Genomic DNA, 14,867 nt, shown 5'->3' on the forward strand with positions numbered 1-14,867 from the left:
GATGCGACAGGATTTCAGCACAATTATGGTCGCGCTCGGCCGAAGACCGCCCGGAAACGATCCGGGACCGCGATCGTTGTTGATCAGTGCGAAGCAGGAGGATCACCTTGGCAGGATCGGACGAGGGCGCGCAGAGCGGGACCCGGGCGCTCGCCATGACCCCGGCGCAGTCGCGGGCGGCTCGCGGGCTGCTCGGCTGGTCGGAGGCCGATCTCGCCGGCAAGGTCGGCCTGGACGAGCGATTCGTGCGGGATTTCGAGGGCGGCTATAGCGACGCGCCTAGTGGCCAAGTCGAGGCCCTGCGCAGCGCCCTCAGCGCCGCCGGTGCGGTCTTCCGCGACGCGCCGACGCCGGGCGTCCACCTCGCGGCGGGCCGGGGCGTCGACGAGGGCACCCGCGCCGACGCGCTCACCACCGAGAACGATCGCTGACACCCGCCGGCCGGCCCGAACGCGCCGCTCATGGCGCGTTCATGCGCTGCGCCTGACAACCCGGGACGCCACAACCCGCGCACCGTCCGTGGAGCGTCCCGTGATCGATCCCGTCAGCAGCCCGTCGCGGTGCGACCGGCGCTTTCCCTTGGCCTTCGTCTTGTCGGCCTCCGACCGGATCGGAGGCCGCTGATGCGCGCCGACGCCTTCCTCGCCGCCGCCGACGCGCTGCCCGTGGCGAGCCTCGACGCCCTCCTGGGGAGCCGGGGGCTCGTGGTGGTCGCGCCCCATCCCGACGACGAGAGCCTCGGATGCGGCGGGCTGATCGCCGCCGCCCGGGCGTCGGGACGGCCCGTGCATCTCGTCGTGGTCAGCGACGGCTGCGGGTCGCACACGCATTCCCGTCTCTACCCGCCCGAGAAACTGCGCGCCCTGCGCGAGGCGGAGACCCGGCGGGCCGTGGCGGTCCTCGGCCTCGGGCCCGAGGCCGTCACCTTCCTGCGCCTCCCGGACGCGCACGTCCCGAGCGACGGCCCCGGGGCCGAGGCCGCCGCGTCCGCGGTCGCCCGCGCGGCCGCGGCGATCGGGGCCGGCGCGGTCTTCGTCACGTGGCGCCACGATCCCCACTGCGACCACAAGGCGGCCGCGGCGATCGTCGCCCTCGCGCGGCCGCAGATGCCGGGGGTCCGCGTCTACGAGTACCCCGTCTGGGGCTGGACCCTGCCGCCCGAGACCGAGGTCGGGCCGAGCCCCGCCGGCCTGCGCCTCGACGTCTCCGCCTATCGCGAGACCAAGGCGCGCGCCGTCGCCGCCCACGAATCGCAGACCACCGACCTGATCGCGGACGATCCCCAGGGCTTCCGGCTCGAGCCTGCCATGATCGACCGGCTCTGCGGCCCCTACGAGCGCTTCGTCGCGGTCCCCGCATGAGCCGCCGGACGAAGACCCTGCCGGAAGACTACTTCCTCGGCATGTACGCCAGCGACCCGGATCCCTGGCGCTTCACCTCGTCGTCCTACGAGCGCGACAAGTACGCGGCGACGCTGGCGGCCCTGCCGCAGGCGCGCTACCGGGCCGCGTTCGAGCCGGCCTGCTCCATCGGCGTCTTCACCCACGCCCTGTCCGAGCGCTGCGAGCGTCTGCTCGCCACGGATCTGGTTCCGGCCGCCCTGGAGGACGCCCGGGCGCGCTGCGCGGATCGCCCCCACGTCGAGATCCGGCAGGGCACGATGCCGGCGGACTGGCCCGAGGAGCGGTTCGACCTGATCGTCCTCTCCGAGTTCCTGTACTTCCTGGCCCCGGAGGATTTCGCCGCGCTCGTGCGCCGGGCCGGCGCGACGATCGCGCCCGGCGGCGACATCGTGCTGGTGCACTGGCTGGGCGAGACCGACTACCCGCTCTCGGGTGACGGCGCCGCCGAGGGCTTCATCCGGCTGTCGGCACCCTTCGCACAGGTCCTGAGTCAGGCGCGGACGGACAAGTACCGCATCGACGTCCTGCGCGCCGGAACCGCCCCGTGAGCGTCGCGGTCATCACCCTCAACAAGGGCCGGCGCGCGCACCTGACCCGTCTGCTCGAAGGCCTCGGCCGCGGCGACCCGCCCGACCGCTGCGTCGTCGTCGAGATCGGCGACGACGCGGCGCCCTACCCGGCCCTGCCCTTCCCGGTGGAGCGCGTGCCGTTCCCGCGTGCCGGCCTGCCGCTCGCCGCGGCGCGCAATGCCGGGCGCCGGGCCGCCGGTGCCGACACGCTGATCTTCCTCGACGTGGACTGCATCCCCTCGGCGGGGCTCGTCGCGGGCCTGTCGCGGGCGGTGGCCGAGCGGGACGGCCTGATCTGCTGCGAGATCGGCTACCTGCCGGCCGGCGCGGTCGCGGACGGGTGGCGCGAGACGGATCTGGCGCGTCTCGGCGCGCCGCACCCGGTGCGGGCCTTCCCGCCCGCCGGCACGGTGGCGCCGGCGCCGCAGCCCGGCCTGTTCTGGTCCCTCGCCTTCGCGGTGCGGGCCGCGACCTATGACCGCCTCGGCGGCTTCGACGAGACCTTCTCAGGCTACGGCGCGGAGGACACCGACCTCGCCTTCCGGGCCGAGCGGGCCGGCGTGCCGATCCTGTTCCTCGGCGGCCCCCGGGCCTACCACCAGCATCATCCGGGCTACGACCCGCCGCTGCAGCATTTCCGCGACATCGTCGCCAACGCGGCGCGCTTCCACGACCGGCACGGGATCTGGCCGATGGACGGCTGGCTCGACGGGTTCGCCCGGCTCGGGCTGATCGCGGCGGACCGCTCCACCGGGATCGTGGTTCACCGGGACCCGACGCCGGACGAGATGGAAGCGGCGCGGCTACCGGACGATCAGCCGTTCTGACGGGACTTCGGGCCACGCGGCGCCGCCGTCCTCGCGAGCGCAGCGAGGCAACCCGGCAGCGACACGCATGTCGCCGTAGCCGCGACCCTGGATTGCTTCGCTGCGCTCGCTAGGACGAGACGTTCCTCGCCGTGCGGAGGGCGGATCCCGGCCAGGGGGCTGGGATCCGCCCGCGTCGGAGCCGTCTTCAGCCCTTCATGGCGTTCGCCTTCTCGATCAGCGCCTCGGCCATGCGGATCGAGGCGATGTCGATGAGGCGGCCGTCCAGGGACACGGCGCCGCGGCCGGCCTTGGCGGCCTCTTCCATGGCCTCGAGGATGCGCCGAGCCTTGGTGACCTCGGCCTCGGAGGGGGTGAACACCTCGTTGGCGAGCTCGATCTGGCTCGGGTGGATCGCCCACTTGCCCTCGAAGCCGAGGGCCGCGCAGCGGCGGGCCGCCGAGCGGTAGCCGTCCGGATCCGAGAAGTCGCCGAACGGTCCGTCGATCGGGCGCAGTCCGTAGGCGCGGCAGGCGACCAGCATGCGGTTCTGGGCGAACAGCCACGGGTCCTGCCAGTGGGTCTGGCGGCTGCCGGACTCGTCCTTGTCGGTCAGCACCGAGAAGTCGGGGTTCACGCCGCCGATGACGGTGGATCGGGCGCGGGTCGAGGCGGCGTAGTCGGCGACGCCGAAGGACATCGCCTCCAGCCGCTTCGACGACTGGGCGATCGCCTCGACGTTGGCCATGCCGAGGGCCGTCTCGATCAGCACCTCGAAGCCGATCTGCTTCTCGCGCTTCTTGGCCTGCTCGATCTGGGTGACCAGCACGTCGATGGCGTAGACGTCGGCCGGCACGCCGACCTTGGGGATCAGCACCATGTCGAGCCGCGGGCAGGCTTCGACGATGTCGACCACGTCGCGGTACATGTAGTGGGTGTCGAGACCGTTGATGCGGATCATCATGGTCTTGTTGCCCCAATCCAGGTCGTTCAGCGCCTGGATGATGTTGGTGCGGGCCTTCTCCTTGTCGTCCGGGGCGACCGCGTCCTCGAGATCGAGGAAGATCACGTCCGCCGCCGAGGAGGCCGACTTCTCCATGAAGGTCGGGTTGGAGCCGGGCACGGCGAGTTCGGAGCGGTGCAGGCGCGGCTTGGCCTGCTGGATCAGGGTGAAGCTCATCTTGGGTTCTCTCTCCTGGTGACGGTTCTGGTGCCGTTGCGGGATGCGGTCCCGTTCATCGGCGGCAAATGGCGCGCGCGTGGGTCGCTGACAGGGCGCGGCTGCACGAATGGACCGGGTCCCCGGTACGGGATCGAGGCACGGGTCCCGTCTCCCGCGCGGGAGAGGGAGCCCGCTGGACCCTCCCCTATCCGGTCGCCCCGAAGCCGACCGCGATGCAGTTGATGGACAGGAGCAGGGCCGACTTCACCGCCTCGCGCCGGTCCTCGTCGGTCTCCGCGCGGTAGCGGGCGAGCAGCTCGACCTGCTCGCGGCTGACCTGGTTGATCGTCGGGAGCCGGCCCTTCAGGCGGTCCCGAAACAGGGGGAAGCGCTCGGCCAGCTCCGTGCCGCCGCTCACCCGCAGCACCATCTCGCGGGTGAGCGCGTACTCGGCCTCGATCATCGAGAAGATCCGGTCCCGGACGCCCGCGTCCTGGACGAGGCCCGCGTAGGCGCGGGCGATGTCGAGATCGACCATCATCAGCGTCTTCTCGACCTCGTCGAGGACGAGGCGGAGGATGCGGGACTCGTTGAACAGCCGCTTGAGGGTCGCCTCGCCGTCGCGGCCGCGCACGTCGATGAAGCTCGCCAGCCCCGAGCCGACGCCGTACCAGCCGGTGATCACGTGCCGGTTCTGCGACCACGCGAACACCCAGGGGATCGCGCGGAGGTCCGAGAGCGAGCGCGCGCCGAAGCGGCGGGCCGGACGCGAGCCGATGTTGAGAAGGGAGATCTCGTCGAGCGGGCTCGCCGCCTGGAAGTAGTCGACGAGGCCGTCGGTCTGGAGCAGCTGGACGTAGGCCGCCCGCGAGGCACCGGCGAGCGCCTCGAGGGCGTCGTCGTGGCCGGGGCCCACCCGCTCGCCGTCGCCGGCGAGCGCGTGCTCGAACACCGAGGCCGCCAGCAGCTCCATCTGGTAGGCGGCCGTGCCGCGGTTGGCGTACTTGAACGAGACGACCTCGCCCTGCTCGGTGGTCCGGAACCGACCGCGGATGGAGCCCGGCGGCTGGGCCATGATGCCCTTCTGGGTCGGCACGCCGCCGCGGCTCACCGAGCCGCCGCGCCCGTGGAAGAAGGCGATCCCGACGCCGAGCTCCTCGCCGAGCCGGGTCAGCTTGCTCTGCGCCTTGTAGAGCTCCCAGTTGGCGGCGACGAAGCCGCCGTCCTTGTTGGAGTCGGAGTAGCCGATCATCACCTCCTGCACGCCGCCCTGCCAGCGGGTGGAGCGGCGGACCACCGGCACGTTGAGCAGCGCCCGCATGATCGCCGGGGCGGCGCGCAGGTCGTCGATGGTCTCGAACAGGGGCACGATCGGCAGCGGGCAGATCTCCGTCCCGGCGGCGTCGAGGAACACCCCCGCTTCCTTGGCCAGCAGGTACGCGCCGAGCACGTCCTCCACCGAGCGGGTCATCGACAGCACGAAGGCGCCGAACGCCTCGCGGTCGAGGGCCTCGCGCATCTCGGCGACGAGGGCGAAGGTGGCCAGCGTCTCGCGGGCGGCGTCGGGCAAGTCCTCGAAGGACCGCTCGGGATCGCGCGGCCGGGCGAGCTCCGTGTCGAGCCACTGGCGCCACGCGGCCGAGCCGAGGGCCGGCGGCTCGCCGTCGCCGTTGCGCTGGCGCCAGAGGGCGTGGAGCGTGTCGGTGGTCCGGGTCGTGTTCTCGCGCAGGTCGAGGCGGACCGTCGAGAAGCGGAAGATCTCGACCATGCGCCGGACCGGACGCACGAGATCCCGCGCCAGTGCCCCGCACTTGGCCTCGGTCAGGCCGCGCTCCAGGGTGCGCAGGTCCTCGATGAGCCCGTCCGCGCTCGCGTAGTCGGGGCCGGACGGGTGCTCGCCCTCGTTGCGGGCGATCGTCGCCTCGATCTTGCGCAGGACGCAGGACAGGTACTGCCTATAGGGCTCGCCCGGGTTGCGCCGGGTGATGGCGCGGGCCTGGCCGCTCTCGGCGAGATTCCGGTCGAGCTCCGCGCGGAAGCTCTCGGGCAGCGGCAGCGAGCGCTCGGTGAGCGAGAGGGTCCGCCCCAGCTCGCGGACGCCGTCGCGGTAGCGCGTGAGCGAGGCGAGCGCGTTGCGGTGCAGGGTCTGCCGGGTGACCGCCGCCGTCACGTAGGGGTTGCCGTCCCGGTCGCCGCCGATCCAGGAGCCGAACTGGAAGAACGGCGGCACCCTGAACTCGGTGCCCGGATAGGTCTCGGCCAGCGCCTCGTGCAGGGTCTCCAGGGTCTCGGGCAGCATCTCGAACAGGGTCTCGTCGAAGAAGTGCAGCCCCCAGGCCACCTCCCGCTCGACGGTCGCCTTCTCCAGGTGCAGCTCGCCCGTCATCCAGACCAGCTCGATCTGGTCGCGCAGCTCGTTCATGAGCCCGTTGCGCTCACGGTCGGTCCAGCGCGGCATCTCCAGCTCGCGCAGGACGAGGTAGATCCGGCGGAACTTCTCCAGCACCGTCACCCGCTTGCCCTCGGTCGGGTGGGCGGTGAGCGTCGGGCGGATGCGCAGGTCGCTGAGCAGCGCCTGGATTTTTTCAGGGGGCACCCCCTGTTTGCGCGCGTCGGAAAAAACCTTGGCGAAGGAGCCGCCGAGCGCGGCCCGCCCCTCCGTGCGCTCCACGTGCCGGCGTCGGCGCATCGCGGCGTTCTGCTCGGCGATGGAGATCAGCTGGAACCAGATGCCCTGCACCTGCAGCGCGCGCGCCAGCATCTGCGGCGAGAAGCGCGAGATGTCGGCCGTCCCGTGCAGGACCGCCTCGAGGTCGGGGTCGTGCCGGCGGGCGACGTCGAGCAGCGCCTGGAACAGGATGTCCAGCGCCTGTTCCGACGACGTGCCGACGATCACCGGCGGCGCGAAGGCCGTGGCATCGACGAGACCGGGGGTTGCGTGAAGGGTGCGGGTCATGGAGCCACCTCGTGGCGCACGGTCTTTCTCGAGGATGTTCAGCGCGATGCGCCGTCACCTCCGGGAGGGAGGCGCGCATCGGCCGGTGCCCAGCGCGACGCGCGCCCTCTCCCGCTCGGGAGAGAGGACCCGCGCCGCGTTCCGGGACGTAAGGCGGGCCGGCCGCGCTACGCGGCCCGGGCCAGCACGTCGGCCACCGTCTGCCCGAAGGAGCCCGGATCCGGCGCCACCGTCAGCCCGTAGGAGCGCATGATCTCGGCCTTCTCGGCGGCGCTGTCGCCGGCCGCCGAGATGATCGCGCCGGCATGGCCCATGCGGCGCCCCTTCGGGGCGGTCAGCCCGGCCACGAAGCCGATTACCGGCTTCGACATGTTCTCGCGGATCCAGGCCGAGGCCTCGGCCTCCTGCGGGCCGCCGATCTCGCCGATCATCAGGACCGCGTCGGTGTCCGGGTCGGTCTCGAATAGGGCGAGGTGGTCGAGGAAGGACGAGCCGTTGATCGGGTCGCCGCCGATGCCCACCGAGGTCGAGATCCCGAGCCCGAGTTCCTTGAGTTGCGAGGCGGCCTCGTAGCCCAGCGTCCCGGAGCGGGAGATCACCCCGACATTGCCCGGAAGGTAGATGTGGCCGGGCATGATGCCGAGCATCGCCTTGCCGGGCGAGATGATGCCGGCGCAGTTCGGGCCGACCACCATGGTCCGCTTCTCTTTGGGGTAGCGGTACAGGTAGCGCTTCACCCGCATCATGTCCTGGGCCGGGATGCCGTCGGTGATCGAGCAGACCAGCCGCAGGCCGGCATCGGCCGCCTCCATGATGGCGTCCGCCGCGAAGGGGGGCGCCACGAAGGTGATCGACGTGGTGGCGCCGGTCGCCGCCACCGCCTCCTTGACGGTGTTGAACACCGGCAGGCCGAGATGGGTGCGCCCGCCCTTGCCCGGGGTGACGCCGCCGACGACGTTCGTGCCGTAATCCAGCATCTCCTTGGCGTGGAAGGTGCCCTTGTCGCCCGTGATGCCCTGGACGATGATCGGGGTGGTCTCGTCGATGAGGATGCTCATGGCGCGGTCTCCCCTCTCAGTGCTGCGTCTTGGCGGCGGAGCAGGCGTCGACCGCCTTCTTGGCCGCCTCAGCCAGCGTGTCGGCGGTGATGAGATCGAGGCCGCTCTCGGCCAGGATCTTCTTGCCGGCCTCGACGTTCGTGCCGGCGAGCCGGACCACCAGCGGCACGTCGATCTTCACCTCGCGGGCGGCCTGGACGACGCCCTCGGCGACCCAGTCGCAGCGGTTGATGCCGGCGAAGATGTTGACGAGGATCGCCTTCACGTTGCGGTCCGACAGGACCAGCCGGAAGGCCGTGGCCACCCGCTCAGGGGACGCGCCGCCGCCGACATCGAGGAAGTTCGCCGGCTCGCCGCCTGCGTGCTTGATCATGTCCATGGTGGCCATGGCGAGGCCCGCGCCGTTGACGATGCAGCCGATCTCGCCCTCGAGGCCGATGTAGCTGAGGTTGTGCTCGGCGGCCTGCGCCTCGCGGGGATCGCCCTGGGACGGGTCGTGCATGTCGGCGATGCCCGGCCGGCGGAACATCGCGTTGTCGTCGAAGCTCATCTTGGCGTCGAGCGCCAGCACCCGGTCGTCCTTGGTGACGACGAGCGGGTTGATCTCCAGCATGGTGCCGTCGCAGTCGCGGAACGCCCGGTAGGCGTTCATGATCGTCTTCACCGCGGCCGAGACCTGCTTGATGTTGAGCCCGAGCTGGAAGGCAATCTCCCGCGCCTGGAACTGCTGCAGGCCGACCGCCGGCTCGACCACCACCTGGATGAGCGAGTCGGGCTCCTTGGCGGCGATCTCCTCGATGTCCATGCCGCCGCGCTGGCTGGCGATGACCCGCACGCGCTCGGCCTTCCGGTCCAGCACGTAGCCGAGGTAGAGCTCGCGCTCGAACGGGTCGGCGGTCTCGACGTAGACCCGCTGCACCGGCTTGCCCTCGGGGCCGGTCTGGTGCGTGACGAGGCGCTTGCCGAGGAGATCCTTCGCGGCGTCGCGGACCTCGTTGTAGGTCCGGCACAGCTTGATCCCGCCGGCCTTGCCGCGGGCGCCGGCGTGGATCTGCGCCTTCACGGCCCAGAACGAGCCGCCGAGCTCGGTGGCCGCGTAGACCGCCTGGTCCGGGCTGAAGGCGATCGCGCCTTTCGGGACGGCCACGCCGAAGCTCGCGAGCAGCTCCTTGGCCTGATACTCGTGGACGTCCATTCGGCGCCTCCTCCGCGGTTCGTTGCCGCCGTTGACGCTCTCTACTTTAGTTGAGTCGAAAGATTACGCCCGTCAAATTTTTTAAGCTCCTGATTGACCGCGACTTTTTCGCGGTCGCAACACAGATCGTATTTCATATTGCGATGCAGCATACAGGAAAACAGCGAGGCCGGGAGCACGATGCACCCGGCCTCGACTGTTGAATCGCTACAAAGTACGCCGGAACGCTTCGTTCAGGACGCGCTGTCCGTCATCGCGAGCGCAGCGACGTGACCCAGGGCAGCGCGACCTCTGAGATCGTGGCGCCAACTGGATTGCTTCGCTGCGCTCGCAGAGACGGCGGCGTCGACGGGGCCGACCGAGCACGCTGTGACGCGCGGTGCTGACCCAAGTCGCCGGTTCAGTTCACCTTGTCCTTGACGACCGCGTAGACCTTCTCGGTGAGTGCGCCGGCCTCGCCGAGCAGATCCTCCAGCTCCTTCAGCCGCTCCTCGGCGAACGCGCGGTCCTCGAGACCCTTGGCGTTCACGTAGACGTTCAGCGCCGCGCTGCGCAGGCCGGCATAGGCGGAGAGCACCGCCACGCCGGCATCCGACACGACGTTGAGGTTGCCCTTGTCGGCGGTGATGGCCGCGAGGTCGATCACCGCGCGGCAGGCCCGGCAGCAGGCGAGCGGCACGTCGCAGGCGGTCTTGAGCGCCGCCTGGATCTTCTCGGCGCGGGCCGCCTTCTCGTCGTCGGTGTTCTTGGGCAGGCCGTAGGCGCCCATGACGGCGTCGAAGGCCTGGACGTCCTCGCCGATCATGCCGGTGAGCACGACCCGCAGGCCCTCGGACTTGGCCAGGACCTCCTTCAGCTCGGCCTCGACCTCGACGTACTTCTTCTTGCCGATGGTGAGGTTGCAGACCATCGACACAAGGGCCGCGCCCATGGCGCCGGAGATCGCCGCCGCGCCGCCGCCCCCGGGGGTGGGGGCAGCGCTCGCCAGCTCCGTCAGGAATTTCTCGATGCTGTCGGTCTCGGGGCGATGCGTCTCGGTCACCGGCGCCTCCTCAGCCCATCGTCTTGGCGAGGGCGTAGATCTCCTCGGCGTCGAGCACCTTGTCGGTGCTCTCGAAGAGCTGGCCGACGCAGGCCCGGTGCAGCTTGAGCTTCAGGCCGCCGATGCCCAGCGCCCCGAAGGCCTGCTTGCCGTTGCGCTCCTTGCCCTTGTCCATCACGTCGATGCCGCCGATGCCCGTCGGGGGCTGGGCGTTGTAGTCGGCGACGAACTCGATCGACGATTCCTGCGCCCAGGCGGCTTCCGGCAGCAGCTCGACGCCGATGGCGCCGGCCGTGAACACGAGGTTCGTGCCCTTCACCAGGGCGACGCGGGAGGCCTCGTCGGGGGTCGCGGCGGCCTTCACGTTGACCTTGAAGCGCGTGTTGATCTGGTCCGCGGCGGCCTGGGTCTTGTCGAGGGCGCGGCCCGCGATGGTGACCTCGGCGCCCTCGCCGGCGAGCAGAGCGGCCGAGCGCATGCCGACCGGGCCGGTGCCCGCCAGCACGACGGCCTTCTTGCCCTGGAGCGAGCCCGCGGCCTTGGCCACCAGCGCGACGCCCGCGGCGGCCGTGGTGTTGGAGCCGTTGGAATCGAGCATCACCGAGACCCGGAACGGGCCGAAGAAGCGCTTCTTGACGGCGGTGAACAGCGCCTCGCCCGCCGCCATGCTGCCGCCGCCGACGAAGATCGCCGTCGACTTCTTCTCGGAGCCGCCGCGGGTGTAGATCGTGCCGTCGACCAGGGCGCCGACATTGTCGGGATTCACGCCGCCGTAGCCGGTGATGTGGTCGGCGCCGCCGTCGTAGCCGACGACCGTGTCGAACACGTTCGGCACGGCATCGGTGTCGAACAGGAACAGCAGTTTTTTCGTCATTTTCTTGGGACCTTTCCGTCGCGCCCGTGGGGCGCCGGCGCTGATGTTGGTTGGGTCGGTGCGTGGACGCAGCCCCTCTCCTCCCCCTTGCGGGGAGGAGCCGGAGGTGGGGGTGGTGGAGAATTGAGCGGAGCAGTGCCTCCTGCACCACCCCCACCCCTGGCCACTCCCCGCAGGGGGGAGGGGAACGCCCGTTGCTGATTTTGAGCTTAGGCTTCCACCACGTTCTGCGGCTTGCCCGCCACGAAAGCCTCGACGTTGTCGACGAGCTGGTCGGCCAGGATCTGCATCGCCTCCTTGCTCGCCCAAGCGACGTGCGGCGTGACGATCAGGTTCGGCAGGTCGGCGTCGCACAGGATGTTGCCGTCCTTGGGCGGCTCCTGCGCCACCACGTCGAACCCGGCGCCCGCGATGGTGCCGTCCTTGAGCGCCTCGAGAAGGGCCGCCTCGTCCACGAGGCCGCCGCGGGCCGTGTTGATGAGGATGGCGCTCTTCTTCATCTTCTTGAGCTCGGCGGCGCCGATCATCCCCTTGGTGTCGGGGGTCAGCGGCACGTGCAGCGTGATCACGTCGGACTGCGTCAGGATCGTCTCGAAATCGACCAGCCCGTCCTGCGGGAACACGTCGTAGGCGATGACCTTCATGCCCAGCGCCTCGGCGCGCTTGGCGATCGACTTGCCCAGCGCCCCGTAGCCGACGATGCCGAGCGTCGAGCCGGCGATGTCGTAGATCGGATAGTCGAAATAGCAGAACTGCTTGGACTTCGCCCAGTCGCCGCGCCGCACCGAGTTGGCGTAGGGCACGATCGCCCGGCGCAGGGCGAACATCAGCCCGACCACGTGCTCCGGCACGGTGTTGAACGCGTAGTTGCGGATGTTGACGACCGTGACCCCCTGGGCCTTGGCCTGGGCCTTGTCGACCACGTCGGTGCCGGTGGCGGCGACCGCGATCAGCTTCAGGTCGGGGAGCTGCTTCAGCGTCTCGGCCCGCATCGGGACCTTGTTGATCAGCGCGATCTCCGCGCCCTGGAGGCGGGAGACGATCTCCTCCGGCGTCCAGGTCGACTCGTGCTCGACGTATTCGTGGGGGAAATTGAACGGTCGGACCCTGGCATCGAGGGATTCACGATCCAGGAACACGATCTTCTTGGTCATAGGACCCCTCTCGTACGACGGGCGGTTTCCTCGATAGTCTTGTTCTTACTTGCGCGTCGGGGCGGGCCCGGCAACCCGGTCCCGCCCCGATCGCGTGCGCAGATCACGCCTTATGCAGCGGATTCTCGCGCAGGTAGCTGGAGGCCGCGGCGACGCCCGAGCCCGGCGTGACCTTGATGCCGCAATCGATCATGGCCATCTCGGCGCCCGCGATGGCACCCAGCAGCGACAGCTCGTTCAGGTCGCCCAGGTGACCGATGCGGAACACCTTGCCGGCGACTTTGGACAGGCCGGCGCCCAGCGAGAGGTTGTAGCGCTCGTAGGCGTGGGTGATCACCTTGGCGGCGTCGGCGCCCTCCGGCACCACGATCGCCGTGACCGTGTCGGAGTTCCACTTGGGCTCCTTGGCGCAGGGCTTGAGGCCCCAGGCCGCGACCGCCTGGCGGGTCGCCTCGGCGAGGACGTGGTGGCGGTGGTAGACGTTCTCCAGCCCCTCTTCCTTCACGACCGCCAGGGCCTCGCGCAGGCCGTAGAGCAGCGGCAGGACGGGGGTGTAGGGGAAGTAGCCGGTGGCGTTGGCGGCCAGCTGGTCCTTCCAGGCGAAGTAGGCGTGGCCGAGCCGGTCGTTGCGGCCGGTGCCGCTCTCGGCGATCTTGAGCGCCTTCGGGCTGATGCAGATCAGGCCGAGGCCGGCCGGCAGCATGAAGCCCTTCTGCGAGCCCGCGATGGCGCAGTCGACCTTCCACGCGTCCATCTCGAACGGCAGAGAGCCGATCGACGAGATGCCGTCCACGAACAGCAGAGCCGGGTGCCCGGCGGCGTCGATCGCCTTCCGCACAGCGCCGATGTCGCTGGTGACGCCGGTGGCGGTCTCGTTGTGGACGACCATGACGGCCTTGATCTTATGGTCCTTGTCGGCGCGCAGGGCCTCCTCGATCTTCTGCGGATCGGCGCCGGTGCCCCACTCCTCCTCCTGGACGACCACGTCGAGGCCGAGGCGCTGGGCCATGTCGACCCAGAGGTGGCTGAACTGGCCGTAGCGCGAGGTCAGCACCGTGTCGCCGCGGCAGAGGGTGTTGGACAGGGCCGATTCCCAGATGCCGGTGCCCGAGGACGGGAACAGGATGACCGTCCCGGCGGTCGAGCCGAACACCATCTTGGAGTCCTGCAGGAGCGGCTTCACCAGCTCGGGGAAGCTCGGCGAGCGGTGATCCTCCGACGGCACGTGCATGGCGCGCAGGACGCGCTCCGGGATGTTGGTGGGGCCCGGGATGAAGAGGTGGTTGCGACCGGGGCGCCGGGTTGCGGCCATGATGTTTCCTCCGAAAAGTCCATTGCGCGCGGGCGTGAACCCGCACCGGGTTGTCCAAGCGTCCTCAGGGAGTCGGTCCGGCGCCGTCGAGAGCGGCTCGCGCCGCACCCCCTCGAACGCCATCCTCTGCCGTGATCGGGGGGTCTCCGCGGAGCGGCAGGCGGCCTCACGCCGCTCGCGTCGCGGCGCGCCCCCGCGCGCCGGTCGCCTCCGAATTGCCGTCCCGTCCAACGGCTCCAGGGCCGTCCTCGCCGCCTTCCTGTCAAGGTCCGGCCGTGCTCGTGCCGAGCGGCCGGTTCTTGGTATTATGAGGCGGTGAAGCTCGAAAGGAAAACCGGAAAAACTTCCGGAACTTGCCAAAAAAATTTTTTGTGCGACGCAACGAAGCTACGCTCCGGTTGAGAGGCTTCGCGGCACCGCACACCGAAGTCTTTCCGCCCCGTCGGAACCCGCGTCATCAAACTGAGATCGGATCGCGCTCTGGATCCCGGCACCGTTCAGCCGCCGGGAGAGGGTGCCGTGGCCGAGGTTGAGGAGATGCCGGTCCGCGTGCGGACGCTGTTCCTGTCCGACCTGCATCTCGGCACGCGCGGCTGCCAGGCCGGCCTGCTGCTGTCGTTCCTGAAGGACTACGACGCCGACACGATCTACCTCGTCGGCGACATCGTGGACGGCTGGCAGCTGCGCTCGGGCTGGTACTGGCCGCAGGAGCACAACGACGTGGTGCAGAAGCTCCTGCGCAAGGTCCGCAAGGGCGCGCGGATCGTCTACCTGCCTGGCAACCACGACGAGTTCCTGCGCGACTACGTGGGCACGAGCTTCGGCGGCATCGAACTCGCCGAGACCGCGATCCACGAGGCGGCAGACGGCAAGCGCTACCTCGTCATCCACGGCGACCAGTTCGACATGGTCGTGCGCCACTCGCCGTGGCTCGCCCATCTGGGCGACGGCGCCTACACGCTGGCGCTCTCCCTCAACACGCTGATCAACAAGGTGCGGCGGCGGCTCGGCCTGTCCTACTGGTCGCTGTCGGCCTGGGCGAAGCTGCGCGTGAAGAACGCGGTGAGCTTCATCGGCCGCTTCGAGACGATCCTGGCCGAGGAGGCCCGCCGCCAGGGCGCCGACGGGGTGATCTGCGGCCACATCCACCACGCCGCGGACCGGCCGATCGGCGACCTGCGCTACCTCAACACCGGCGACTGGGTGGAATCCTGCACCGGGCTCGTGGAGCACTACGACGGCCGCATCGAGGTGTTGCACTACCCGAGCCTCCTGCGGGCGCGGGAGGCCGAGGTCGTGCCGCAGCCCCTGCCGGGCCGGCGCGCGGTGGCGTGAG

13 protein-coding genes are annotated in these 14,867 nt (G+C 70.2%); 5 read left to right on the plus strand and 8 right to left on the minus strand.

Going from position 1 to position 14,867, the window contains the following annotated elements; genetic code table 11:
* Positions 1-107: 107 nt before the first annotated feature.
* The 4 genes from H288_RS0111040 to H288_RS0111055 all read left to right on the plus strand — a co-directional run bounded on the left by H288_RS0111040 (position 108) and on the right by H288_RS0111055 (position 2,799).
* Positions 108-431 carry an XRE family transcriptional regulator gene (locus tag H288_RS0111040; protein ID WP_020092648.1) on the plus strand — a complete coding sequence of 108 codons (324 nt, stop codon included), beginning with the start codon at positions 108-110 and terminating at the stop codon, positions 429-431.
* 192 nt (positions 432-623) lie between these two features.
* A complete protein-coding gene (locus H288_RS0111045) occupies positions 624-1,361 on the plus strand; it encodes a PIG-L family deacetylase (protein WP_020092649.1) in 738 nt (245 codons plus the stop codon).
* Positions 1,358-1,951 (plus strand): SAM-dependent methyltransferase, encoded by a 594-nt coding sequence (locus H288_RS0111050; RefSeq protein WP_020092650.1) that lies wholly within the window; start codon positions 1,358-1,360, stop codon positions 1,949-1,951. Before H288_RS0111045 ends, H288_RS0111050 begins: the two co-directional genes overlap by 4 nt.
* The gene (locus tag H288_RS0111055; RefSeq protein WP_020092651.1) at positions 1,948-2,799 is read left to right on the plus strand and encodes a galactosyltransferase-related protein; all 852 of its coding nucleotides are present in this window, start codon (positions 1,948-1,950) and stop codon (positions 2,797-2,799) included. The genes H288_RS0111050 and H288_RS0111055 overlap by 4 nt, the downstream gene beginning before the upstream one ends.
* Before the next feature lie 187 nt (positions 2,800-2,986).
* Here the strand turns inward: H288_RS0111055 and H288_RS0111060 are convergent, their stop codons facing one another.
* From H288_RS0111060 to H288_RS0111095, 8 genes are all read right to left on the minus strand, one after another.
* Positions 2,987-3,958 (minus strand): CoA ester lyase, encoded by a 972-nt coding sequence (locus H288_RS0111060; RefSeq protein WP_012320599.1) that lies wholly within the window; start codon positions 3,956-3,958, stop codon positions 2,987-2,989.
* 187 nt (positions 3,959-4,145) lie between these two features.
* The gene (locus H288_RS0111065) at positions 4,146-6,896 is read right to left on the minus strand and encodes a phosphoenolpyruvate carboxylase (protein ID WP_020092652.1); all 2,751 of its coding nucleotides are present in this window, start codon (positions 6,894-6,896) and stop codon (positions 4,146-4,148) included.
* A gap of 167 nt (positions 6,897-7,063) precedes the next feature.
* Positions 7,064-7,954: a succinate--CoA ligase subunit alpha gene (sucD, locus tag H288_RS0111070; protein ID WP_010687110.1), complete on the minus strand. Its 891-nt coding sequence runs from the start codon at positions 7,952-7,954 to the stop codon at positions 7,064-7,066.
* Positions 7,955-7,970: 16 nt separating this feature from the next.
* A complete protein-coding gene (locus tag H288_RS0111075) occupies positions 7,971-9,149 on the minus strand; it encodes a malate--CoA ligase subunit beta (protein WP_020092653.1) in 1,179 nt (392 codons plus the stop codon).
* 400 nt (positions 9,150-9,549) lie between these two features.
* Positions 9,550-10,191, minus strand: a complete 642-nt coding sequence (gene fchA, locus H288_RS0111080; RefSeq protein ID WP_020092654.1) for a methenyltetrahydrofolate cyclohydrolase — start codon at positions 10,189-10,191, stop codon at positions 9,550-9,552.
* 10 nt (positions 10,192-10,201) lie between these two features.
* Entirely contained in the window at positions 10,202-11,065 is an 864-nt protein-coding gene (locus tag H288_RS0111085) for an NADP-dependent methylenetetrahydromethanopterin/methylenetetrahydrofolate dehydrogenase (RefSeq protein WP_020092655.1), read from the minus strand.
* Positions 11,066-11,274: 209 nt separating this feature from the next.
* A complete protein-coding gene (locus H288_RS0111090) occupies positions 11,275-12,219 on the minus strand; it encodes a D-2-hydroxyacid dehydrogenase (RefSeq protein ID WP_020092656.1) in 945 nt (314 codons plus the stop codon).
* Positions 12,220-12,322: 103 nt separating this feature from the next.
* Entirely contained in the window at positions 12,323-13,531 is a 1,209-nt protein-coding gene (locus H288_RS0111095; protein WP_020092657.1) for an aminotransferase class V-fold PLP-dependent enzyme, read from the minus strand.
* Between the two features lie 519 nt (positions 13,532-14,050).
* Between H288_RS0111095 and H288_RS0111100 the strand changes: the two genes are divergently transcribed.
* A complete protein-coding gene (locus H288_RS0111100) occupies positions 14,051-14,866 on the plus strand; it encodes a UDP-2,3-diacylglucosamine diphosphatase (protein ID WP_020092658.1) in 816 nt (271 codons plus the stop codon).
* The last annotated feature ends 1 nt before the right edge of the window (position 14,867 follow it).

The sequence above is a fragment of the Methylobacterium sp. 285MFTsu5.1 genome (assembly GCF_000383455.1).
Taxonomy (GTDB): Bacteria; Pseudomonadota; Alphaproteobacteria; order Rhizobiales; family Beijerinckiaceae; genus Methylobacterium.